At 72.0% G+C, this 21,179-nt stretch carries 18 protein-coding genes; 9 read left to right on the top strand and 9 right to left on the bottom strand.

All coding sequences use genetic code 11. The features are described from left to right. Nucleotides 1-3: 3 nt before the first annotated feature. Together menC and ABH927_RS27350 are read right to left on the bottom strand one after the other, a co-directional pair. Complete coding sequence (gene menC, locus ABH927_RS27345; RefSeq protein WP_370026171.1) at nt 4-1,116, bottom strand: o-succinylbenzoate synthase; 1,113 nt, start codon at nt 1,114-1,116, stop codon at nt 4-6. Next, nucleotides 1,113-2,015 carry a hypothetical protein gene (locus ABH927_RS27350; RefSeq protein ID WP_370026172.1) on the bottom strand — a complete coding sequence of 301 codons (903 nt, stop codon included), beginning with the start codon at nt 2,013-2,015 and terminating at the stop codon, nt 1,113-1,115. Before ABH927_RS27350 ends, menC begins: the two co-directional genes overlap by 4 nt. Nucleotides 2,016-2,119: 104 nt before the next feature. On the opposite strand from ABH927_RS27350, the gene ABH927_RS27355 reads away from it, so the two are divergent. Then, nucleotides 2,120-3,706 carry a PucR family transcriptional regulator gene (locus ABH927_RS27355; protein WP_370026173.1) on the top strand — a complete coding sequence of 529 codons (1,587 nt, stop codon included), beginning with the start codon at nt 2,120-2,122 and terminating at the stop codon, nt 3,704-3,706. A gap of 19 nt (nt 3,707-3,725) precedes the next feature. Here ABH927_RS27355 and ABH927_RS27360 read toward each other — a convergent pair whose 3' ends face one another. Beyond that, on the bottom strand, nt 3,726-3,893 hold the full coding sequence (locus tag ABH927_RS27360; RefSeq protein ID WP_370026175.1) for a hypothetical protein: 168 nt from the start codon (nt 3,891-3,893) through the stop codon (nt 3,726-3,728). Between the two features lie 165 nt (nt 3,894-4,058). Here ABH927_RS27360 and ABH927_RS27365 point away from each other — a divergent pair, with 165 nt between their 5' ends. Further along, nucleotides 4,059-6,173 (top strand): AAA family ATPase, encoded by a 2,115-nt coding sequence (locus ABH927_RS27365; RefSeq protein ID WP_370026177.1) that lies wholly within the window; start codon nt 4,059-4,061, stop codon nt 6,171-6,173. Between the two features lie 12 nt (nt 6,174-6,185). On the opposite strand, the gene ABH927_RS27370 is transcribed toward ABH927_RS27365, so the two are convergent. Beyond that, on the bottom strand, nt 6,186-7,157 hold the full coding sequence (locus ABH927_RS27370; protein ID WP_370026179.1) for a 4-epi-cubebol synthase: 972 nt from the start codon (nt 7,155-7,157) through the stop codon (nt 6,186-6,188). Nucleotides 7,158-7,228: 71 nt separating this feature from the next. Continuing rightward, complete coding sequence (locus ABH927_RS27375; RefSeq protein ID WP_370026181.1) at nt 7,229-7,612, bottom strand: ankyrin repeat domain-containing protein; 384 nt, start codon at nt 7,610-7,612, stop codon at nt 7,229-7,231. A gap of 102 nt (nt 7,613-7,714) precedes the next feature. Between ABH927_RS27375 and ABH927_RS27380 the strand changes: the two genes are divergently transcribed. Together ABH927_RS27380 and ABH927_RS27385 are read left to right on the top strand one after the other, a co-directional pair. Then, nucleotides 7,715-8,620, top strand: a complete 906-nt coding sequence (locus ABH927_RS27380; RefSeq protein WP_370026183.1) for a proteasome assembly chaperone family protein — start codon at nt 7,715-7,717, stop codon at nt 8,618-8,620. A gap of 23 nt (nt 8,621-8,643) precedes the next feature. Beyond that, on the top strand, nt 8,644-9,693 hold the full coding sequence (locus ABH927_RS27385; protein WP_370026184.1) for a Gfo/Idh/MocA family oxidoreductase: 1,050 nt from the start codon (nt 8,644-8,646) through the stop codon (nt 9,691-9,693). Between the two features lie 57 nt (nt 9,694-9,750). Here the strand turns inward: ABH927_RS27385 and ABH927_RS27390 are convergent, their stop codons facing one another. Then, on the bottom strand, nt 9,751-10,548 hold the full coding sequence (locus tag ABH927_RS27390; protein WP_370026186.1) for a tyrosine-protein phosphatase: 798 nt from the start codon (nt 10,546-10,548) through the stop codon (nt 9,751-9,753). A 60-nt stretch (nt 10,549-10,608) separates the two neighbouring features. Then, a complete protein-coding gene (locus tag ABH927_RS27395; protein ID WP_370026187.1) occupies nt 10,609-13,158 on the bottom strand; it encodes a tetratricopeptide repeat protein in 2,550 nt (849 codons plus the stop codon). A 269-nt stretch (nt 13,159-13,427) separates the two neighbouring features. On the opposite strand from ABH927_RS27395, the gene ABH927_RS27400 reads away from it, so the two are divergent. From ABH927_RS27400 to ABH927_RS27410, 3 genes are all read left to right on the top strand, one after another. Further along, entirely contained in the window at nt 13,428-14,642 is a 1,215-nt protein-coding gene (locus ABH927_RS27400) for an SGNH/GDSL hydrolase family protein (RefSeq protein WP_370026189.1), read from the top strand. Nucleotides 14,643-14,743: 101 nt separating this feature from the next. Then, on the top strand, nt 14,744-16,321 hold the full coding sequence (locus ABH927_RS27405) for a serine/threonine-protein kinase (RefSeq protein WP_370026190.1): 1,578 nt from the start codon (nt 14,744-14,746) through the stop codon (nt 16,319-16,321). A 118-nt stretch (nt 16,322-16,439) separates the two neighbouring features. Beyond that, nucleotides 16,440-17,009 (top strand): hemerythrin domain-containing protein, encoded by a 570-nt coding sequence (locus ABH927_RS27410; RefSeq protein ID WP_370026192.1) that lies wholly within the window; start codon nt 16,440-16,442, stop codon nt 17,007-17,009. Between the two features lie 79 nt (nt 17,010-17,088). Here ABH927_RS27410 and ABH927_RS27415 read toward each other — a convergent pair whose 3' ends face one another. Then, nucleotides 17,089-18,210: a serine hydrolase domain-containing protein gene (locus tag ABH927_RS27415; RefSeq protein ID WP_370026194.1), complete on the bottom strand. Its 1,122-nt coding sequence runs from the start codon at nt 18,208-18,210 to the stop codon at nt 17,089-17,091. Between the two features lie 61 nt (nt 18,211-18,271). Here ABH927_RS27415 and ABH927_RS27420 point away from each other — a divergent pair, with 61 nt between their 5' ends. Next, entirely contained in the window at nt 18,272-18,727 is a 456-nt protein-coding gene (locus ABH927_RS27420; RefSeq protein WP_370026196.1) for a MarR family winged helix-turn-helix transcriptional regulator, read from the top strand. A 104-nt stretch (nt 18,728-18,831) separates the two neighbouring features. On the opposite strand, the gene ABH927_RS27425 is transcribed toward ABH927_RS27420, so the two are convergent. Beyond that, the gene (locus ABH927_RS27425) at nt 18,832-19,476 is read right to left on the bottom strand and encodes an HAD family hydrolase (protein WP_370026198.1); all 645 of its coding nucleotides are present in this window, start codon (nt 19,474-19,476) and stop codon (nt 18,832-18,834) included. A gap of 93 nt (nt 19,477-19,569) precedes the next feature. On the opposite strand from ABH927_RS27425, the gene ABH927_RS27430 reads away from it, so the two are divergent. After that, complete coding sequence (locus ABH927_RS27430) at nt 19,570-21,171, top strand: gamma-glutamyltransferase family protein (RefSeq protein WP_370026200.1); 1,602 nt, start codon at nt 19,570-19,572, stop codon at nt 21,169-21,171. The last annotated feature ends 8 nt before the right edge of the window (nt 21,172-21,179 follow it).

Raw genomic sequence — 21,179 nt, forward strand, 5'->3', positions numbered from 1 at the left:
GTCCTAAAAGGGGGGACAGAGGTCGTGCCGGGCGACGGTGACGCGCCCCAGCGGGCCGGGGAGCACGTCGACGCCGATCCCGGGGCCGTCGGGGACGTTCAGGTGGCCGCCGTCCAGGACGAACGGTTCGGTGATGTCCTCGGCGTAGTAGCGGCCGGACGCGGAGGTGTCCCCCGGCAGCACGAATCCGGGCAGCGCGGCGAGCGCCAGGTTGGCCGCTCTGCCGACGCCGGTTTCGAGCATGCCTCCGCACCAGACGGGCACCCCGCTCGCGGCGGCGAGGTCGTGGATGCGCCTGGCCTCCAGATATCCGCCCACGCGCGCGGGCTTGACGTTGATCACGCGGCACGCGCCCAATGCCAGGGCCGTCGCCGCGTCGCGCGCCGAGGTGATCGACTCGTCGAGGCAGATCGGCGTGCGGACGAGCGCGGAGAGCGCCGCGTGACCGCGCACGTCGTCCTCGGAAAGCGGCTGCTCGATCAGCAGCAGCCCGTGGTCGTCGAGCCGCCGCAGGTGCTCGGCGTCGGACAGCGAGTAGGCCGTGTTGGCGTCGACCTGGAGCGGCAGGTCGTCGCCGAACTCGGCGCGCACCGCCCTGACCGGCTCCACGTCCCACCCGGGCTCGATCTTCAGCTTGATCCGGACGTAGCCCTCGCCGAGGTAACCGGAGACGGCGTCGAGCAGTTCGGGGATCGAATCCATGATCCCGACCGACACCCCCGCCGGCACCCGGGTGCGGACCGACCCGAGGTAGGTGGCGAACGACATCCCGTAGGAGCGCAGCTCGGCGTCGAGGATCGCGGTCTCCAGCACGGCCTTCGCCAGCCGGTGGCCCTTGATCTCCTCCACGGCCGGGCCGACCATGGCGGCTGTCACCTCGCCGAGCGCCATCACGCGGGGCACGAGGTGGTCGCGGAGCGCGAGGTGCGCGCTCGCGGCGAACTCCGAGCAGTACAGCGGGTCGGGGTCGCCCGCGAACTCGGCCCACCCCTCGGCGGCGTCGGTGACCACGCGGAGCAGGAACGTGTCCCGGTCCGTCGCGGTGCCGAAGGAGGTCCGGAAACGGCCGACGAGCGGCAGCCGCACGTGGACCAGCTCTATGCGTTCGATCTTCACTGGATCTCCTCAGGGGTCAGGTGGTACCAGCCGTCGCGGGACATGGCCGTCGCGGTCAGCCCGTCGGCCAGGGCCGGCACGAGGGCCTCGCGCACCGCCGTACGCCAGAGGGCGGCCAGGGCGGGGTCGGCGCGGCGCACGGCGACGATGTCCTCGGGGATCCGGCACCACACCGACCCGTCGCCGCGGGCGAGGAACGGACGCCCGTCGGGCCCGGACGCGGGGTCCACCGCGACCGCCTCGAGGTCGGGGCCCTCCACGGTGACCTGCCTGGCCCGCGCGGCCTCGGCGGTCCTGACTCCGGTCAGCGACCACTGCGCGGTGAGCCGGTCGGTCTCGTCCCCGGTGTTGACGCCGTCGTCGAGCGGGCCGTAGAAGTCGGGGAGGTACTCGCGGGCCACGGCCCCGAGCTTCACCAGGTTGAACCGGGCGTTCCTGCGCACCAGCGGGTCGAAGGTCCACGCGATCGACGTGGCCCCGTGCCGCAGCGCCCACGCCCGCTGCGCCAGCTTCAGCGCGAACCCCACTCCCCGGTCGGCGTACGGCGCGGCCGCGATCAGCGAGTAGACGCCGCGCGACCCGGGCGGCCCGAAGACCGCCGCCGTCGCCCCCGCGAGCCCCGACCCGCCGTAGGCGACGTGCACCGCGCCGCCGGAGTGCGCGATGGCCCTCAGCACGTCGCCGGCGAGCGGGTCCTGTCCCGGCGGGGACGCCCACACCTCGGCGAACATGCCGGCGACGGCGCGCAGCCGCCGGGGATCGCCGACCTCCTGGACGCGCACACCCGCCGCGGAGGCCGCGGCCTCCGCGTGATGCGCCGCACCTGCAGGACTTTGCGCCGAATCCGCCATGCCTTCGGGGAGACCCTCGTCGTCGGACGTGGGAGAGGAGGTGAACACGGACCCAGTCTGGGAAGCGGGCACCCGGCGCGGCTTCGGACCATCGGCCGGAAATGTTCCGGCCGAATTGTGGAATCGGTCAAAGCCCCATTTACCATCACCAGGTGTTCACTTCGAGCGTCAAGCAGCTCCTCGACGCGCTCGGGCCGTCGTCGCTCCGCCTGATCGCCGCTCCGCGCGGCGGCGACGTCCCGGTGTCCGGCACGCTGATCCACGAACCGCGCGCGCCGTTGCCGAGGCTCGACGGAGCGCTCCTGCTCGCGGTCGGGACACGCCCCGCCAGGCCCCAGGCCGAGGAGCTGGTGCGGCGGGCCGCGGAGGCCGGGTTCGCCGGGGTCGTCGTGAAGCGCTACGGCGAGCCCGTCACCGAGCTGGCGGCGGTCGCCGAGGCCGCGGGAGCGGCGCTGCTGTCCGCCGACGAGGATCTGACCTGGCAGCAGCTCGACGCGCTGGTCTCCTCCGCGCTGTCGGACATCGCGTGCACCGGCCCCGGCGCGGCCGGACCCGACACCGGAGACCTGTTCGCGCTGGCGAACGCGATCGCGGGGGCGGTGGGCGGCGCCATGGCGATCGAGGATCCGCACCAGCGGATCCTGGCGTACTCCACGCTCGAAGGGCAGCCCATCGACGAGGACCGGCGGCAGGGCATCCTCGGCCTGCACGTGCCGTACGCGCCGGTCAACGAGGAGCAGTACCGCCTGCTGGCCCGTACGAACGGGGTGTGCCGATTCCCGGCGGAGCCCGGCGGCCTGGCGCGGATGGCGGTGGCGGTGCGGGCCGGGGGCGAGTTGCTCGGCTCCCTCTGGGTGGTCGACGCCGACGACGACCTGGGCGAGGACGCGGAGCGGGCGCTCGACAACGCCGCCCACATCGCCGCCCTGCACCTGCTGCGCGCTCGCACGGCTCACGACCTCGCCCGGCGCCGGCGCGGCGACCTGCTCCGCCGGGTGCTGGAAGACCCGGCCAGCGCCACGGTGGTGGCCCCGCAGCTCGGCATGCGGCCCGACGCGAGCGCCGTCGTGGCCGCCTTCCTCATCACGTCCGACGATCCCGAGGGCGTGGTGGCGGCCCGAGCGGCGCTTCAGCTCACCGACCTCGTGAGCCTGCACTGTGAGGCGCACTACGGCCGCCACGGCTGCGCCCTGATCGGCGGCACGGTCTACGCGCTGCTGCCCGCCGGGTCACCGGGGGCGGCGCACCGGAAGCTGATCACCGACATCGCGTCCCGGGCCCGGCGCGCCCTGCGAGTGCCCGTACGCGCGGCTCTGGGGTCCGTCGTCACCGGGCTGCGCGCGGCCGCCAAGTCCCGCGACGACGCGGACGCGGTGCTGCGCGCGCTGGCGAGCCGGGAGGAGGACGACCCCGGCGCTCCCGCCGTCGCGACGATCGACGACGTCAGGCCGAGCGTCGCGCTGGCGGAGCTGGCCGAGCTGTCCACGCTGATGCCCCGGCTGTCGGAGGGCGCGGGACCGGTGATCCGCGCGCATGACCGCGAGCATGGCACGTCCTACGGCGACACGCTGCTGGCCTATTTCGCCTCCGGCGGCGACATCTCGGCGACGGCGCGGCGGCTCAACGTGCACCCCAACACCTGCAGGTATCGCCTCGGCAGAGCCGAGGAGATCTTCGGCCTGACGCTCGGCGACGCCGACGCGCGGCTGTTCCTCTGGCTCCAGCTGCGGCTGACCTGAGCGTGCCCGGCCTGCCGCCTCAGTCCCAGTGCGGTGGGCGTTCCTCCAGGTAGTGGGAATCGTCGGAGTCGGGGCGCCAATCGCCCCACCCGAGATCCGTGTCGTCGCTGGTCTGGTCGGGCAGCACCGGCAGTCCCTCGTCGAAGAGGTCCACCGGACGCATGTCATCCGGATGCTGCACAGTCACGGGCCAATCGTATCGGCAACACCGGGAAGGATGACGCGCGAATTCCCCTCGTCCCGGCCGCACACGGCGGAGAAACGTCACCGTGGCACCCCCGGACATCTGTCGGCCCCCGAAGGTACGATGCCGGGACAGACAGCACGCCGGACGACCCCCCCGTGAGGCGGCATGGCAACGCCAGCAGGATGGCGACGAGAAGGCAACCTGCCCGTGGAGCTCACCAGCTTCGTGGGCCGCACCCGGCTGCTCGCGTCGCTCAGACAGCGGCTGCAGGAGTCCCGGCTGGTCACCGTGACCGGGATCGGCGGCGTCGGCAAGTCCCGCACGGCGCTGCGCATCGCGCACCAGATCCGCCGGCAGTTCAGGGACGGCGTCTGGTACGCCGACCTGGCCCGGTTGCAGGATCCCGGGATGATCCATCACACGATCACCGCCGCGCTCGGCATCGCCGACCAGCGGGCCAGGGACGGGGCGGACACGCTGGCGGAGTGGCTGGCCGACCGCGAGATCCTCCTGGTGCTGGACACCTGCGAGCACCTGGTCGAGGCCTGCGCCGAGCTCATCGAGCAGCTCCTCGACGCCGCGCCCAACCTGCGCGTTCTCGCGACGAGCCGCCGGTCGCTCAACTCGCGGTACGAGTACACGCTCGCCGTCCCACCGCTGACCGTGCCCGGTGACGACCCGGCGGAGAACCCGTACAACAACGAGGCCGTCGAGCTGTTCAGCGAGCGGGCGTCCGCCGTGGTGCCCGACTTCGTGGTCGACGAGGACACCATCACGGCCGTCGCGGAGCTGTGCCACCGCCTCGACGGGATCCCGCTGGCCATCGAGCTGGCCGCGGTCCGCCTCAAGACGCTGTCGGTCGAGCAGATCTTGGCCCTGCTCGCGGACCGGTTCAGCCTCCTCGCGGGCGCCAGCCGTACGGCACTGCCGCGGCACCAGACGCTCCGCGCGGCGATCGGGTGGAGCCACGAGCTGTGCGAGCCGGCCGAGCGGCTGCTGTGGGCCCGGCTGTCGGTCTTCGCGGGAGACTTCGAACTGGAGGCCGCCCGCTACGTCTGCGCGGGCGACGCCCTGGCGGCCGGCGGCATTGGGGACGTCGTCTCCGGCCTGGTCGACAAGTCCGTGCTGCTGAGCTTCGCCACACCGGCGGGCCAGCGCTACCGGCTGATCGACACGCTGCGGCAGTACGGCGGGGAGTGGCTGGACAAGCTCGGCGAGACGGCCACGCTGCGCCGCCGTCACCGGGACTACTACCTCCAGCTCGCCGAGCGCAGCGAGCACTCCTGGTCCGGTCCGCGTCAGGTGCACTGGTTCACGCGGATGCGGCAGGAGCACGACAACATCCGCGTCGCCCTGGACTACTGCCTCACCACCCCGGGCGAGGCGAAGGTCGGGCTGGAGCTGCTGTCGTCCCTGTGGTTCCTCTGGGTGGCCTGCGGGTTCGCCCGCGAGGGCACGGTCTACCTGGAGCGGGCGCTCAAGGCCAGCCCGACGCCGAGCAAGGAACGCTGCAAGGCGCTGTGGGTGCTCGCCTACATCCGCAGCGCCCAGGGCGACATGGCCGGCGCGCTCGCGGCGGCGGAGGAGTGCAGCACCGACGCGGTCCGGGTGGGCGACTCGGGAGCCGTGCTGCTGGCCACCAAGATGCAGGGCACCGCCGCCATGCTGCAGGGCGACGCGAAGAAGGCCACGGCCCTGCTCGGCGTCGCCATCGAGTTCCACCGGGGAGGGCGCGAGCTCAACCCGGGGCTGCTGCCCGCGATCGTGGAGCTGTCGATGGTGCTGCTCGCCCAGGGCGACTTCCTGGAGGCCGAGGCGTTGCTGGCCGACTGCCTGAAGGTCTGCCGGGAGCGGGGCGAGCTGTGGCTGCGGTCCTACTGCTGGTATGTCACGTCGCTGATCCAGCGCGCCACCGACCGGCGTGACGAGGCGCTGTCGAGCTGCAAGGAGGCGCTGCGCATCAAACGGCACTTCCACGACGTGCTCGGCGTCGTCCTCTGCGTGGACACGCTGGCGCGGCTCAGCCTCGATCTGGGCCGGCCCGACCGCACGGCGCTCCTCCTCGGCGCGGCCCAGGCCAACTGGCGGACCTTCGGCCTGCCCCAGTTCGGCTCGCCGTTCTTCACGGCGGAGCACGAGCAGTGTGTGAAGGAGTGCAGGAAGCTGATCGGCGACGCCGCCTACGAGGAGGCGTACGCCGAGGGAACGCGGCTCAACCTGGGCGACCTCATCGAGTTCGCGCTGGACGACTTCGACGAGTTGCGCACTCCCCTGGACTGAACGCGGGACCGGTCAGCGCCAGGCGTCGACGTATCGGGAGCTGGTGAGCGAGTAGTCGACGCTGCCGCTGATCCAGTACTCCAGGCCCCTGGCGTAGGCGGACACGCACGGCGAGCGGAGCGAGTTGAGGACCGGGCCGAGCGCCACCATCTCGGCGACGGCCTGGTCGCGCATCCGCCCGATCCGGTCCATCGCCTGCTGGACGGTGCAGCCGGTGTGCCGGGCCAGCACGCTGACCAGGTTGTTGCGGATGTTGGCCGCCGACCGCTCCTTGGCGTAGGAGATGAGGTCGTTGTCCCACACGACGACGTCGTTCGCGTGCTCGGTCATCGCGCGCACGGCGGGGTGCCGCCATTCGCCGGGGGTGAGCCGGCATTCGGCGGCCACGTCGATCAGGGCGAAGACCGTGAGCATCGCCCCGGTCCTGCGGCGCATGAAGATGTAGTCGTCGATGGTGGGGACGACGTCGTCCTCCCGGTTGGCCGCCTCCCAGACCTGGGCGAACAGGTAGTCCTTGGTCATGGCGCGCCACCGGTCGAGCTGGTCGGCGTCGCCGTGGGCGGCGATCCGGGACTTGACGTCCAGCAGGGCGCGCGCGAAGACGTTCTCGACCGCCTCACCCCCGTCGAGGTCGTCGACGACGGTGTAGAGCTGGGGGAGGGTCCGGGCGATCTCGGCGGCCCGCCGGTCCGACTCGCAGAAGGCGTCGTCGAACGCGAAAAGCCACACGCACCAGTCGGTGACGAGCTGGCAGAGCTCCCGTGTCGCGTAGGGATACGTGCGCGCACCCAATAGTCCGTATCTGGCCTGGCGGAAACGCTCCAGGTGATCCTCGTCGCCGATCATCCCGGAAGCGGCGAGCCACGCCAGCGTTTCCCGGTCGACCTCTTCGACGTGCGGATTCACCGCGCTGGGGAAGGGGCTGGCGAGCGGGGGGATGCGGAGTGGGTGCCTACTGATGGGGTCCGCGGAGGTAGTAGCCACCCGCCCAGCATGACCATCGGCTGAATAGATCGCTAGACCAGCGGCATTTAAGGCTATTTCGGACTCTTGACTTATTTTTCTAACAGCGCGACAAGCTCGGAGTTGCCGAACATGCGAGCGGTTTCCAGGGCGGACGGCGTGCCGGCCCGAGGGTCGGCGCCCGCGTCCACGAGCGCCCTGACCACCTCGGGTTCCTTCTTGAACACGGCGCCCGCCAGCGGGGTCTGCCCCCGGTCGTTGGCGAGATCCGGGTCCGCGCCCCGCTCGGCCAGGGCCCGGACCGTGCCGGCGTGCCCGTGGTAGGCCGCGAGCATCAGCAGCGTGTCGCCGTTCTGGTTCCTCAGGTTCACGGGCACCCCCGCGTCGACGTACGCGCACAACGGGCCGGTCTCCCCCGCCCTCGCGAGGCCGAACAGCTTGGTCGCCAGCTCTTCCACTTCCGGGTCCGGCTCCATACGAACCATTGTCCACCGATAGGGTCCACCGCAATCGCAGGAATCCAGACGGTCCTCCGTCGGTTCACTAGGTAAAGACCCTTTGCGAAAGGCTGGGACACGGTGTTCGACCCCACGGATCTCTACCGGCTCGACGGGGACCTTCCCGAGCTGTCCGATCCGGTGCTGCTCTACCACCTGGAGGGGTTCGTGGACGCGGGTGGCGCCGGAAAGCTCGCCCTCGGGCACCTGCTCGCCGAGCTCGAGCACCGGATCGTGGCGACCTTTGACGTGGACCGCCTGCTCGACTACAGGTCCCGCAGGCCGACGATGACGTTCGACGGCGATCACTGGGTCGACTACGACGCGCCGGAACTGGTGGTCTGCCTCACCCACGACATGACCGGAACACCTTTCTTGATCATGATGGGCCCGGAGCCCGACCGGGAGTGGGAGCTGTTCACCGAGGCGATCGGCATGCTGGCCACCCGGCTGAAGGTGGGCAAGCTGGTGAGCGTGCACGGCATCCCCATGGGCGTCCCGCACACCCGCCCGCTGGGCCTCACGGCCCATGGCAGCCGTCCCGAGCTGGTCACCGGCCCGCCGAGCCCCTTCGGCAAGGTGCAGGTGCCGGGGAACATCGAGGCCCTGATCGAGTTCAGGCTGGGGGCCAAGGGCCACGACGCGCTCGGTTACGCCATCCACGTGCCCCACTACCTGGCTCAGGCGGAATATCCCCAGGCCGCGGTGGCCGCACTTGAGGCGGTCACGCGCGGAACCGGTCTGGTGTTCCCCATGGACAGTCTCAGGGACGCCGCCGACAAGACCACGGCCGAGATCGAGGAGCAGATCAGCGCCTCGGCGGAGCTGTCCGGCGCCATCCAGGGGCTGGAGCAGCAGTACGACGCCTTCCAGTCGGGCGCCGAGCGGGAGAACCTCCTCGCCGAGAGCACTCCCATGCCGACCGGCGACGAACTGGCCGCCCAGTTCGAGGCATTCCTCGCCGAACGGGACGACCGCGACAACTGATCCATTCGGCATATCGTGTGCTCATGCCGTACGAATCTGATGAGGTCCGCGTCGGGCTGGCGGGCTACGGCCCGGCCGGGTCGTTCTTCCACGCGCCGCTGATCGCGGCCACGCCCGGGCTGCGCCTCGCCGCCGTCGTCACCCGCGACCCCGTCAAGGCCGATCTCGTACGGCGGGACCACCCCGGTGCGGAGGTCGTCGGCTCCGCCGACGAGCTGTGGGACCGCTCGGATCTGATCGTCATCGCCTCCCCCAACCGGACCCACGTGCCGCTGGCCCAGGAGGCGCTGAAGGCGGGCCTCCCGGTCGTCGTGGACAAGCCGCTCGCCGGGACCACCGCCGAGGCACACGATCTCGTACGGCTGGCCCGCGACCGCGACCTCATGCTGACCGTCTTCCAGAACCGGCGCTGGGACGGCGACTTCCTCACCATCCGCCGCCTGCTTCCTGAGCTGGGCGACGTCCACCGCTTCGAGTCCCGGTTCGAGCGCTGGCGTCCGGTGCCGAAGGGCGGCTGGCGCGAGCTGGGCGGCCCGGACGACATCGGCGGCGTCCTCTTCGATCTCGGAAGCCATCTCGTCGACCAGGCGCTCCGCCTGTTCGGGCCGGCGTCGCGGGTCTACGCGGAGACCGACATCAGGCGTGCCGGAGTGAAGACCGACGACGACGCGTTCATCGCCCTGACCCATGAGAGCGGGACGCGCTCCCACCTGTGGATGACCGCGGTGGCCGGGCAACTCGGGCCCCGGTTCCGGGTCCTCGGGTCCAAGGCCGCCTACGTGAAGTGGGGCCTCGACCCGCAGGAGGACCGTCTGCGGGCGGGCGAACGTCCGGGCGGCCCCGGCTGGGGCGCCGAGCCGGCCGAGCACTGGGGCGTGCTGGGCGTCGACGGCGACAGCCGTACCGTCCCGACCGAGCCCGGGGCCTACCCCGAGTTCTACGCGGGCGTGGTGGCCTGCCTGCGGGAGGGCGCCCCGCCGCCCGTCACGATGGAGACCGCCGTCGAGACCCTCGCCGTGCTGGAGGCCGCCAAGCGCTCCGCCACCACCCACACCGTCGTGGAGCCGACCTAGCGCGCCGCCTCCCAGGAAACCATGCATGATCACGGCGACGGTTGGCTGACCGGCTTTCTAGTGGCGGAGCCGGGAGCGCAGCGCCTCGGTGTCCTCAGCGGTCCATCCGTGGGCGTCGAGCCAGCCGAACGGGCCGCCGAACCTGTCGTCGAGCGTGGCGAGGAACTGGGCCATGTACTCGGGCCGGGGGAGGTGGCTGTCGGCGGGCTTGGAATCCAGGTCGGCCCGGTAGGTCTCGCTGGCCCGTAGCCTCGCCAGGATCTTCTCCAGGCGTTCGCCGGTCGCCACGTAGTCCGCGATGATCGCGTCATGGGTGACCCCCGCGACCGCCAGCGCCAGCGCGCTCACGACCCCGGTGCGGTCCTTGCCCGCCGCGCAGTGGACCAGCGCCAGGCCGTCCTCACGGGCGAGCACCCGCAGCGCGGCCACGACCGAGTCGGGGCGGTCGCGCAGGTAGCCGTAGTAGAAGCCGGTGACGCGCAGCTCCGCGAAGGCCTCGTCGTCGCGCTCGTCCTGCCACGGCAGCGCCCGGTCGTCGATGGTGTCGGCCTCGACGTCGGTGAATCGGCCGCCCTCGGAGAACAGGCTGAGGTGGTGGATGCCGAGCTCCGGGACCCGGGTGAGCGGTCCGGGCCCCTCCAGCCGGACCTCCGCGTCCGACCGGAGGTCGACCACGTGCCGCAGTTTGAGATCGCTGACGAGCTGGGTGACGTCTCTGCCGGTCAGCCCCTGGAGGTTGTCACCCCGCAGGATCCGGCCGAACCGGGTCGTCCCTCCGTCGGTGGTGGGGAGGCCGCCGAGGTCCCGTACGTTGACCGCGCCTTCAAGGACTATCCAACGCTCTTGTTCGTTCATCGCCCATGAGCTTATCCGCCGAGATGTACCGCGAGATGACGACTGTGTGGACGGCCGCTATCACGGACGGATCACTCGTTCGAGCGCTTCCCGCGCACGGGACACACCCGCCTCGTTGCCAAGCCCCTGGTAGATCTCCAAAGCCTCCGTCACCGGCTTCCGCGCCTCCTCCCGCCGCCCCGCCGCCAGGAGCACCTCGCCCAGCGTGCGCAGGGTGCGCGCCTGCCACCAGCGATCTCCCAGCTCCTCGAAGTCCCGTACGGCGCCGCGCAGGGCGGCCACGGCCTCGGTCGTACGGCCGAGCCTGGCGAGCACCCGCCCCTCCGACAGCTCCGTCCTGGCCACACCCCAGGAGTCGCCCAGCTTGACCAGCATCTCCTTGGCCTGGCGCATGGAGGCGTACTCCTGAAGACCGTTCTGCGGGTCGCCGATCTCCCCCGCCGCGCGCAGGCACCGCGCCTCCTCCCACTCCTCGTGCCGGTCGCGGAAGGCCCGGACGGCGAACCGGAGGGCGTTGCCGGCCAGGATGAACCTGCGCTCGGCGCCCATCGCGTCGCCCGCCGCCTGGAGGCTCCGCGCCTCGGCGGCCAGCACCTCCCCGAGCACCCGCTGGGTCTGGGCCTCGGAGTAACGGTTGCCGTCGGCCTGGAAGACCGCGAGGGAGTCCTCAAGAAGCCGTCTCGCCTCGGCGTGCCGCCGCTGGGCCAGCCGCAGCTCGGCCAGGTTGCGCTGGGTCCTCGCCTGCCACCAGCGGTCGTCCTCGCTCTTGAAGGTGCTGATCGCCCCGATGAGATGGCCCTGGCTCCGGTCGAGGTTGCCGTCGCCGAACAGCGTCATGCCGACGGCCCGCATGGCACGGGCCTCCCACCAGGACTCCCCCAGCTCAGCGAAGATCTTCTGCGCGCGCTCGGCGTCGCGCCGGGCCCCCTCCGTCCGGCCGAGACCGCCCATGACGGCCGAGCGCTCCAGGAGAGCGATCCCCATGGCCCGGGAATCCCCCGTCCTGTCGGCCGCCTCGCACACGATGTCCGCCACCGCCTGCCAGTCGGACCAGTAGGCGCGGAGCGAGTGGCAGAGCGAGCAGAAGGCGCGGCCCGTGCCCCAGGCCAGGTCCCACAGCTCCGCCGACCTGGCCATGTGGATCGCGGACAGCAGGGCGACCCTCTCGGCGGTGAACCACTCGGCCGAGGAGATCTCGGCGGGCGACTCCGGCCTGTTCGTGGCGGGTCCCCTCCGCGTGCCCCTGCGCCGCCAGTCCTGCGGCCACCGGTCGGTCGCGGCCGTCTCCGCCCGGCGGCGGTAGCCGTACAGGACCCGCTCGATGGCCGCGCGGCGCTGCGGCTCCGGTTCCTCCCGTACGGCGAGCTCGCGGGCGAAGAGCCGGACAAGGTCATGCAGGCGGTAGCGCAGCGCTCCGGTGGCGTCCCTGCCGGAAGACTCGGCGAGCTGGGTGTCGACCAGCGCCTCCAACTGGTCCGCGCCGTCCATCTCGGAGGTGTCGAGCAGGTCACCCGCGACCCAGGCCTGGACGTCGGGCGCCGTCAGCAGGCCGAGCAGGCGCAGCAGACGGCGCTGGATGTCGGTGCAGTAGTCGTAGCTGAGCTGCAGGGATGCGCGGACGCTCTTGTCGATCTCGGGGCCGACTTCGAGCTGGCCGAGGCGGCGCCGCTCGTCGCCGAGCCGGACGGCCAGCTCACGCAGGGACCAGTTCCCCCTGGTCGCCAGGCGTCCGCCGCAGATGCTGATGGCGAGGGGCAGGCGGTCGCACAGCCGGACGATCGTGAGCGCGGAGTCGAGGTCGGCGGCGACCCGGTCGTCCCCCGCCAGCCGGGCGAGCAGCTCCACTCCCTGCGCCTCGGTGAACGCCCCCAGCTGCCTGTCATAGCGGTTGCGCAGGAAGAGCGGCTGGCGAGAGGTGACGATCACCGCGCAGCGCGGCTCGGGCGGCACCACGACCTTGATCTGATCAGCGTGCTGAGCGTTGTCGAGAAATATCAGGATCCGGCGGTCCTTGGTCCAGGTCCACCAGAGCTTCTGCAGCTCGGTGAGCCCGCCGGGGTCGGTGGTGAGCCGGACGCCGAGGGCCCGGAGGAACCCGAGGAGCACGTCCTCCGGCCGCACTGCCCCGTCCGTGCCACGCAGGTCGAAGTAGAGCTGACCGTCCGGGAACTCGTCGATGACCTCATGGGCGAACTTGGTCGCGAGCGCCGACTTGCCGACACCGCCCTGCCCGTAGATCGACACCACCAGCGGCGAGTCGCCGCCTCCCTCGGCGAACTGCTCGCGCAGCTCGGCAAGGGTCTCGGCGCGTCCCGTGAAGTGCGCGATGGCCGGGGGCAGCTCGGCGGGAGGCCGCGCGCCCTCGGCCGCCCTTCCCGCACCCGCGTCGGCCCGCGGCTCGGCGGTCGCCCAGGTCAGCGCACCGACCAGCAGCGCGACGACGACGGTGATCCCGACCCGGGCGGTCACGGGAAGGGTCCAGATGTCGAGCGAGGTGCCGAGCGCGCTCGCCACCGCGGCGGCGAAGCCGGCCGCGGCGGGGGCCGCGATCGCCGGCCGCCGTCTCCGCGGGACGGGCAATCCGTCGTCGTCGTGCCTGGACCGGCGCATTCGTCGTGTCCTCGGGGGGCTTCGCCTTGGCGGCGTCGATACGCGGCGTCTCGGAAGTGGCGTCTCGAAGTGGCGTCTCGAAGTGGCGTCGCTTCCGATTCAAGCAGACACGATCGGCTTTTACGCGCGTACGCCTCACTCTCCTCTGCCACTGGCAAAACAGCCGTAAGGTAAGGCGTCACGGACGCCGTTCCGCCGGCGCACGCCGCGCACGCCGCTCACCCGCCCGAAGTCACAACCCTCGCGGTTCACATCCTTGGAGGAATCGGATGACACGGCCGGCTCACCGGTTGACCGTGATCGCCCTGGCTCTCGCCGCGTCGCTGGCGGCCATGCTCACCGCCGCCCCGGCGGAGGCGGGCGCCCATGCCCCCCGGAAGCCCGCGAGCCATCTGGTCGGCACGTGGACGACGGCGAGCGACCGGCTGATGACGGCCATCGGCGGCCAGACCGTCCGGATGATCGTGCACGCCAGCATCGGCGGGGCCGGTGTGCGCATCCGCCTGTCGAACGTGTTCGGGGCCGCGCCCGTGACCTTCAAGAGCGTCCACGTCGGCATCCAGGCGTACGGGGCGGAGATCCTCACGGACACCAACCAGCCGGTGACCTTCGGCGGCCACAAGTCGGTGACCGTGCCGCGTGGGCGGGCCGCGTGGAGCGACCCCCTCCCCGGCAAGATCTCGGGCGGCCAGAACGTGGTGGTCAGCCTGTACGTGCCCGCCAACGTCCAGGGGGTCACGGGCCACGACCGGGCCTACGCGACGACGTTCCTGTCCGAGCCGGGCGACTACGCGGCCGACGAGACCGCGGACGGGTTCAGCTACACCAGCAACCAGTGGTACTTCCTGGACCGCATCGCCGTCGAGGCCGCGCCCGCCGTCGGGTCGGTCGTCGCGTTCGGCGACTCCCTGACCGACGGCACCGGCCAGAACAACGACGCCAACCGCCGGTGGACCGACTACCTCTACCACCGGCTCGTTCGGCTGTCCGCCCCAAGGAGGATGGGCGTCCTCAACGCCGGGATCGCGGGGAACCGCATCCTGCATTCCAACGTGGGTCCGAGCGGCCTCGGCCGGTTCTACCGGGACGCGCTCTCCCAGCCGGGCGTGCGGACGGTCGTCATCTACGAGGGCATCAACGACATCTCCCGGGGCTACTACACCTCGGCCAAGCCGCTGATCTACGCGTACCGAAAGATGATCAAGCTGGCGCACTCCAGGAAGCTGCGGGTCATCGGCGGCACACTCACGCCGTTCTACGGCTTCGGCACCTGGACGGAGGAGCGGGAGGAGATCCGCCAGCAGGTCAACAGGTGGATCCGGACGAGCGGAGCCTTCGACGGGGTCGCCGACTTCGACAAGGCCCTCCGCGACCCCGAGATCCCCGAACAGCTCGCCCCGGCGTACGACCACGGAGACCACCTGCACATGAGCGACGCCGGACGCCGGCAGCTGGCCTACGCCATCGATCTCCGGCAGCTCTGAGCCGCACCCGACGGCGGCTTCGGGAGCCCTGAGCCATATCCGACGGCGCTCGGCGGCTTCAGCCGTACCGGACGGCGGTCACGATCGCTACGGTATGACCCATGGTCGCCCCCCTGGACCCGGATGATCCCCGCGCGCTCGGCGAGTTCCGGCTGAGCGGACGGCTCGGCGAGGGTGGCCAGGGAGTCGTCTACCTGGGGCACACCCCCGACGGCGGGCCGGTCGCGGTGAAGATCCTCAAGACCGGGCTCGATCCCGCCGTGCGGGAGCGGCTCACCCGCGAGCTGGACGCGATGCGCAGCGTCGCCCCGTTCTGCACCGCCCGCGTGATCACCGCCGTCGTCGAGGGGCGCGAGCCGTACGTCGTGAGCGAGTTCATCGACGGGCCCTCCCTGCAGCAGCGGGTCTCCACGGGCGGTCCGTTGCGGGGCGGCGAGCTGGACAGGCTCGCGGTCGGTACGGCCACGGCCCTGGCCGCCATCCACGGGGCGGGGATCGTCCACCGCGACTTCAAGCCCGGCAACGTGCTGCTCGGGCCCGACGGCCCGCGCGTGGTGGACTTCGGCATCGCCCGGCAGGGCGAGAGCGACACGATCACGGCGGGGCCGATCGGCACCCCCGCCTACCTCGCTCCCGAGCAGATCGCCGGGCATCCGGCGTCCCCCGCGTCCGACGTGTTCGCGTGGGGCGCCACGATGGTCTTCGCCGCCACGGGACGCCCGGCGTTCGGGGCCGACAGCGTGGCCTCCGTCCTGCACCGGATCATGACGACCCACCCGGACGTGTCCGCCGTGCCGGCGTCCCTCCGCTCGGTGGTGGAGCGCTGCCTGGACAAGGATCCGGCGGCGCGGCCGACCGCCCGCGACCTGCTCCTTGAGCTCGTGGGCTCGGCCCGCGACCCGCTTGGCGCGGGCGCGGCGGCCGCCGTCTCTCCCGGCCCGGCCGGTCATCCGGGCGGCGAGCCCGGCGCACACCGGACGGGGCCGCCCGCGAGTCAGCTGACGGGCCATGGGGTGCTGGCGACCGAGCCGGGGCTGAGGCGGCGCAAATCGCGGGCAGGCGTCATCACCGGGATAGCCGCCGCCACGGCCGCTCTCGCGGTCACCGCCGCGCTGCTCGTGCCGCGCCTGCTGCCCTCGTCCGGTACGGCTGTCGCCAGTTCGCCGGACACGTCGGCCGCGTCCTCCGCCGCGGCGAAGACGTCCGGGGCGACCGGCACGGCGACCGGCACACCGGACGGCACTGCGACTCCGGCGAGCACACCAGGGCCCGGGGACACGACCACCGGAGACACGAGCGGGGACACCGGCGGCAACGGAGACGGAGGGAAGACCGGCGGCGGTGGCGGGAAGGGCGCGACCATTCCGGCGGCGTTCGCCGGCACCTGGCGGGGGCACATCACGCCGACCCCGGCGGGCTTGACCGACGAGTACGACATCGAGATCGTGCTGCGGCGCGGGCAGGACAAGGGAAGGTGGAAGGAGCCGGCCAACTCCTGCGACGGGACGTTGACGCTGATCGGCGCGACCAGCTCGGAGGCGACCTTCCTGCTCCGAAACGCGGGTGGCTGCGTCCCGGGCACGGTGAACCTCACGACGAAGGGCGAGACGCTCGCCTACGAGTGGACCGACGACCTGGGCGTCCTCAAGTACGACGGCCTACTCACCAAGGCCGGCTGACGCTGCCCGCTCGGACCTGCCGTCTGAATGCTGGGGTCCCTGTTGGACAGCGAGACTGGCGCGCGGTGTGAGCCGCCCCGAGCCGGGTAGTGCCGGGGTTCCACCCCGAGGAGGAACCATGGCAACGGACGTCATCAGTCTGATCACGGCCGATCACCGCGATGTCGAATCGCTCTTCGAGCGGCTCCAGAAGATGCCGGAGAACCGCCCGGCACTCCTGGCGGAGCTGGCCGCGAAGTTCATCGCGCACGCGCGGGCGGAGGAGGACAAGGTCTACTCCGCGCTCGCCAAGGCACGGCCGGAGGACAGGCAGGAAGTCCACCACGGCGAGGAGGAGCACCACGAGGCCGAGGAGATCCTCAGCGCCCTTCTCCAGGCGGACCCCGACGGGCCGGAGTTCGACACGCTGCTCCAGGAGATGGTCGAGGCGGTCTCGCACCACGTGCGGGAGGAGGAGACCGAGATTCTCCCCGACCTGGCGAAGGCACTTCCCCCCGAGAAGCTCGCGGAGCTGGGCCGTGCGTTCAGCCGGCGGAAGGCCGAGGAGCTTCAGACTCCGCCCAAGCCCCTGGTGCGGACCAAGGAGCAGCTTCTGGAGAAGGCCGAGGAGCTCGACATCCCCGGGCGCACGCAGATGACCAAGGAGGAGCTCCTTAAGGCCATCAAGGAGAAGAAGCAGCAGCAGTAGTCCCCCCCCCGGCCGGGCCCCGGCTGGTCGGGCTCCTGGGCTGCCGGGGCTGTGGACGCTTGGGTTGTCTGGGGCGCGGTCATAGGCATCCGTACAGCGCGCCGACGATGAGGGTCCATCGAGGGTCGGGGCCGGAGGGGCTGAAGACGAGACGGTTCGGCGTATAGCCGAAGGCGATCTCCGCGTCGGGGTCGGCGAAGCCGAGCGCTCCGCCCGACCCGCTGTGCCCGAACGCGCGTGGGCTGGGAGCGAAGGGACGCATCTCGTTGGGCAGCATGTACCCCAGGCCGAAGCGCGTCCGGCCCAGAAGGACTTCGTCGTCTCCCTCGCTCCACACCTCGGTGGCCCGGTCCAACGCCTCCCTCCCGACGATCTCACCGGACAGGAGCCCGCCGTACAACGTGGCGAGCGCTCTGGCGCTCGCATGGCCGTTGGCCGCCGGGATCTGGGCCGCCCGCCACCGGCTGGTGTTCGGCAGGCCGGGAGTGAGCTGCTCGGCGGGGTTGCAGAACGCCTTGGCGGTGAGCGATTCCGGGTCCCTCATGGCCTCGGCCAGCCGTGAAGGCGGCGGCGCGGCCCCCCGGTGAGGGACGTCAGCGGGCGGGACGTGCAGCACGAAGGCCGCTCGGCCCGCGTCCCGCTCGGGAAGCCCGATCGACAGGCCCGGGATGGCGAGCTCCTCGCGGACGAGGTCCCTGACCTCCCGCCCGCTGACGCGCCGCAGCAGTTCCCCGACCAGCCAGCCGAACGTCACGGCGTGGTAGCCGTGCCGCTCCCCCGGCGTCCACCAGGGGCTTTCGGCCGCGAGGGCGTCCGTCATGGCGACCCAGTCGAAGAGCGCCCCGGGCGGCAGGGCCGGGCGGACCGCGGGCAGGCCGGCGCGGTGCGCGAGCAGGTCGGCGACCGTTCCCGTGGAGGCGAACTCGGGCCAGTACGTGGAGACGGGCGCGCCGAGGTCGATCAGGCCGCGCTCGGCGAAACGATGCGCCAGCGTCGCGACGATCCCCTTCGACACGGAGAAGACGTTGACGACCGTGCCGCCCTCCCATGGCCGCGTGCCGTGCTCGTCGGCGGTGCCGTACCAGACGTCGACGACCGGACGGTTCCCCACCCGGATGGCGAGCGCCGCGCCGCCGCCGGTGCCTTCAACGGTCTCTCTCACAGCCTCCGCGACAGGGCGGAACACCGGATCACAGAACATCGTCGCCTCCTTTATGAAACCATAGTTGCGCAACCATGGTTGAGTATTGGACGATGCGGCGATGGCGTCAAGCGACCTCACACTTCTCCTCACGGCCCTGGCGGCGGCGTGCGACGCCGAGGTGCGCAGGCGGATGGCCGAGGCCGGCCATCCTGAGACGCGGAGTGTGCACGGATACGTCTTCCAGCACCTGCTGGCCGGCCCCGTGCGGGTGACGGACCTCGCGGGGCTGCTGGGAATGACCCCGCAGGGCGCCTCGAAGGTGGCGGCCGAGATGGAGCGAGCCGGCTACGTGGCCCGCCGAGTCGATTCAGACGACCAGCGGGCACGGGTCATCGAGCTGACGGCACGGGGAAGCGCCGCGATCGAGGCGGGGCGGGCGGCGCGAGCCGACGTCAGCGCCGAGTTGCTCGCCGTACTGGACGAGCCCGACGCGTTCCTGGCCTCGCTCAACCGGCTCTCCGACACGACCGGCGCCCTGCGGGAGCTCCTCGCCCGCCGCCTCCGGCCCCAGTAAGCCACGGCACAGTCCTCACCCTCACCCAGCCCTCGCCTCACCCGGCGAGCCCCGCGCAGCGAGCCCCGCGCCACGGTCAGGGCGCCACGGTCAGGGCGCCACGGTCAGGCGAGACGGGCGACGAGGTCGGCGAGGCCGTCCACGACGAGATCCGCCTCGGCGGCGTCGACCCGCTCGGCGTGGAGGAAGCCCCAGGGCCCTCGCCGAAGCAGGGCGGTCCTCATGCCGGCCCTCTTGGCGGGCAGCACGTCGTTGTCGAGCCGGTCGCCCACGTAGAGGATCTCCCCTGTGGCGCACCCGGCCACCGCCGCGACCTTGGCGAAGAACCCGGGGTCGGGCTTCTCCACCTCCCAGGCCGCCGATGTGTGTATGGCGTCCACGGGCAGGTCCATCGCGACGAGGGCGCTGTAGGCCTGCGGCGGCTGGTTGCCAGCGACGATGAGCTGATATCCGGCGTCGCGCAGGGCCTCGAGGCTGTGCCGTACGTCGGGATAGAGGTCTTCCGCGTCGAAGTTCTCGCGGAGGCCCTCCGGGTCCTCCTCCCGCCATGCCGCGATCTCGGCCTCCACGTCGATGCCCGGACGGATGAGCTCGAACGCGTCCCCGTGCGGCCGGTCGAGCGCGGCCATGCCTCCGAGCACGCCCATGAAGGTCAGCCGGGGCACCCCGAGCCGGTCCGCCCAGCGCCCCCAGATCCGCGTCTCGTCGATCAGCGTCTCGCCCACGTCGAACACCAGCGCCCGGACCACGGTGGTTCCTCCGCATTCGTCACTATTTCTCCTCGGGAGCAACTCTAGGGGCGGCCCAAGCGAGGCTTTCACCCCGTCGTAGAGTCGCCATCCATGAGCGAGACTCGGTTTTCCGTGAACGGGATGGTGTGCACCGTCGACCACCTGGCCTCCGCGGCGGGAGTCGCCATGCTGGACAGGGGAGGCAACGCCGTAGACGCCGCGATCGCGGCCAACGCCGTGCTCGCCGTCACCGCTCCGCACATGTGCGGGCTGGGCGGCGACCTGTTCGCCCTGGTCCACGACGGCTCGACGGCCGCGCTCAACGCGTCGGGCCGGTCCGGCTCGGGGGCCGACCCGGAGCGGCTCCGGGCCGAGGGCCGGGACCGGATGCCGCACCTGCAGGACATCCGGTCGGTGCCGGTGCCTGGGTGCGCCGACGGGTGGATCGCCCTGCACAAACGCTACGCGCGGCTGCCGCTCGCAGAGCTTCTCGCCCCGGCCGTACGGCACGCCAGGGGCGGCTTTCCGGCCTCGCCGTTCCTCGCTCCCGGCGGCGAGTTCATCGGCTCGCTCCCCGGAGCCGGGGACTTCGCCGCCGCCAGGCAGCCGGGTGACGTGATCCGCCGTCCCGGCGTCGCGCGGGCGCTGGAGGCGCTCGCCTCCGGCGGGCGGGCGGCCTTCTACGAGGGCGAGTTCGGCGAGGGCCTTCTCGCGCTCGGCGGCGGCGAGTACGTCCCGGAGGACCTGGCCCGGCCGAACGCCGACTGGGTCGAGCCCCTCCAGGTCGAGGCGTTCGGCCACCGGGTGTGGACGATCCCGCCGAACTCCCAGGGCTACCTGCTGCTGCTGTCCCTCGCGATCCTCGCCAAGCTCGACCTCCCGGACGACCCGGCCGACCCGCGCTGGGCGCACCTGCTCGTGGAGTCCGCGCGGGCCGCCGGGCACGACCGCCTCGACGTGCTGCACGAGGGCGCTGTCGCTCCACTCGACTCGGCCGACGATCGGCGGGCGCTCATCGACCCGGAGCGCCGAACGGCGTTCCACGACCACGGTGCGCGCGGCGACACGACGTATCTGTGCGTCGTCGACGGGGACGGCATGGGCGTGTCGCTCATCCAGTCGAACGCGGCCGGCTTCGGCAGCCTCCTCTTCGAGCCCAGCACCGGGATCAACCTGCACAACCGCGGCATCGGCTTCAGCCTCACACCAGGCCACCCCGCCGAGTACGGCCCGCGCAGACGGCCCCCGCACAACCGCGGCATCGGCTTCAGCCTCACACCAGGCCACCCCGCCGAGTACGGCCCGCGCAGACGGCCCCCGCACACCCTGGCACCGGCGCTGATCACCAGGCCCGACGGCTCGCTGCGGTCGGTCGTCGGCACGATGGGCGGCGACGCCCAGCCGCAGGTCCTGCTGCAGCTCGTCACCCGGCTCCTGGGGCACCACGAGAACCCCGGTCAGGTGATCAGCGCTCCGCGCTGGGCGCTCGCCACCGGCGACACGGGGTTCGGCACGTGGCCGGAGGCGGCCGTCGTCGAGGTCGAGGACGGCGCCCCCTGGGCCGGGGGCCTGCGGGAGCGCGGCCACACCGTGGCGGCCGTGCCGTACGGGTCGAACTTCGGGCACGCCCACCTCATCGACGTGCTGCCGTCCGGCGTGCTCGCGGGAGCCGCCGACCCCCGCGCCCTGATCGGCAGCGCGCTGGGACTCTAGCCTTGGCC

Origin of the sequence: Planotetraspora sp. GP83, from assembly GCF_041262585.1 — a bacterium.
In the GTDB taxonomy this organism is placed as follows: Bacteria; Actinomycetota; Actinomycetes; order Streptosporangiales; family Streptosporangiaceae; genus JAOEGB01.

Excerpts from the sequence above, each read along its gene's own strand:
- ABH927_RS27410 (WP_370026192.1), top strand. The coding sequence starts at position 16,440 with ATGGCAACGGACGTCATCAGTCTGATCACGGCCGATCACCGCGATGTC.
- ABH927_RS27395 (WP_370026187.1), bottom strand. The coding sequence starts at position 13,158 with ATGCGCCGGTCCAGGCACGACGACGACGGATTGCCCGTCCCGCGGAGA.
- ABH927_RS27375 (WP_370026181.1), bottom strand. The coding sequence starts at position 7,612 with ATGGAGCCGGACCCGGAAGTGGAAGAGCTGGCGACCAAGCTGTTCGGC.
- ABH927_RS27390 (WP_370026186.1), bottom strand. The coding sequence starts at position 10,548 with ATGAACGAACAAGAGCGTTGGATAGTCCTTGAAGGCGCGGTCAACGTA.
- ABH927_RS27420 (WP_370026196.1), top strand. The coding sequence starts at position 18,272 with ATGGCGTCAAGCGACCTCACACTTCTCCTCACGGCCCTGGCGGCGGCG.
- ABH927_RS27405 (WP_370026190.1), top strand. The coding sequence starts at position 14,744 with ATGGTCGCCCCCCTGGACCCGGATGATCCCCGCGCGCTCGGCGAGTTC.
- ABH927_RS27385 (WP_370026184.1), top strand. The coding sequence starts at position 8,644 with ATGCCGTACGAATCTGATGAGGTCCGCGTCGGGCTGGCGGGCTACGGC.
- ABH927_RS27430 (WP_370026200.1), top strand. The coding sequence starts at position 19,570 with ATGAGCGAGACTCGGTTTTCCGTGAACGGGATGGTGTGCACCGTCGAC.
- ABH927_RS27415 (WP_370026194.1), bottom strand. The coding sequence starts at position 18,210 with ATGTTCTGTGATCCGGTGTTCCGCCCTGTCGCGGAGGCTGTGAGAGAG.
- ABH927_RS27400 (WP_370026189.1), top strand. The coding sequence starts at position 13,428 with ATGACACGGCCGGCTCACCGGTTGACCGTGATCGCCCTGGCTCTCGCC.
- ABH927_RS27365 (WP_370026177.1), top strand. The coding sequence starts at position 4,059 with ATGGCAACGCCAGCAGGATGGCGACGAGAAGGCAACCTGCCCGTGGAG.